Origin of the sequence: Macrococcus equipercicus, from assembly GCF_004359525.2 — a bacterium.
GTDB lineage: Bacteria > Bacillota > Bacilli > Staphylococcales > Staphylococcaceae > Macrococcus > Macrococcus equipercicus.
Window position 1 is genome coordinate 1 of sequence record NZ_SCWC02000029.1, and the last position, 987, is coordinate 987.

Annotated in this window: 2 protein-coding genes; both read left to right on the top strand. The window is 41.7% G+C overall.

Going from position 1 to position 987, the window contains the following annotated elements; all coding sequences use genetic code 11:
- Nucleotides 1-264 (top strand): transposase (locus tag ERX35_RS11285; RefSeq protein ID WP_149459982.1); only part of this gene is annotated, 264 nt, incomplete at its 5' end.
- A 58-nt stretch (nucleotides 265-322) separates the two neighbouring features.
- Nucleotides 323-987: IS3 family transposase (locus tag ERX35_RS11290; protein ID WP_246143177.1), on the top strand; the 665-nt coding region annotated here is incomplete at its 3' end.

Here is a 987-nt window from a genome sequence, read left to right on the forward strand (position 1 = left end):
ATGTCACGAGAAAGAAGAAGTTTCAGTCCTGAGTTTAAACTACAGATGGTCAAACTTTATGAGAACGGTAAACCTAGAAATGAAATTGTACGTGAATATGACCTGACGCCTTCGGCATTAGGAAAATGGATTAAACAACATCAGTCCACAGGATCATTTCTGCACAATGACAATATGAGCGATGAAGAGAAGGAAATGAAAAGATTACGTAAAGAGAATCAGCAGCTGAAGATGGAGAATGACATTTTAGGCAAGCAGCGCTGATCATGGGACGAAGATAGCCGTCATTCGTGAGAATGCCGAGAAATATTCAGTATCAGCAATGTGTAAAGTCCTGCAGATTCCCAGAAGCACCTACTATTATGAAGTGAATAAACTGAATGACACAGGAAAAAATCATCACGATGGAGATGTCACTGAGAAGGTCGTTCAGATTTTCAATACAAACCGGCGTTGTTTTGGCACGAGAAGAATCAAAATCCATTTAGATAAACAGCGAATTAAGGTTTCCAGGAGAAGGATTGGCCGCATTATGAAAAAACAGAATCTTGTCTCCACCTACACATCCCAGCGTTACAGGGCCTTTCCGGCTCGACCAAACGAACGTGATATCACCAATGGTCTGGGTAGAGTATTCTATAGAGAAAGACCGATGGAGGTGCTGGTGAGTGATCTGACATATGTAAAGGTGGCTGGAAAATGGCATTATATATGCTTGTTTATCGATCTCTTTAACCGTGAAATTGTTGGTTACAGTGCAGGACCCCGCAAAGACAGTCATCTTGTTTCAGCAGCTCTCAGCACCATCAGACATGATCTGAGAGAAGTACAGATGTTTCATACCGACCGGGGAAAAGAGTTTGATAATCATCTCATAGATGAAGTGCTTGATACCTTCGGTATTCAGAGATCGTTGAGTATGAAAGGGTGTCCGTATGATAATGCGGTCGCTGAAGCAACCTTTAAAGCGATGAAGACCGAATTTAT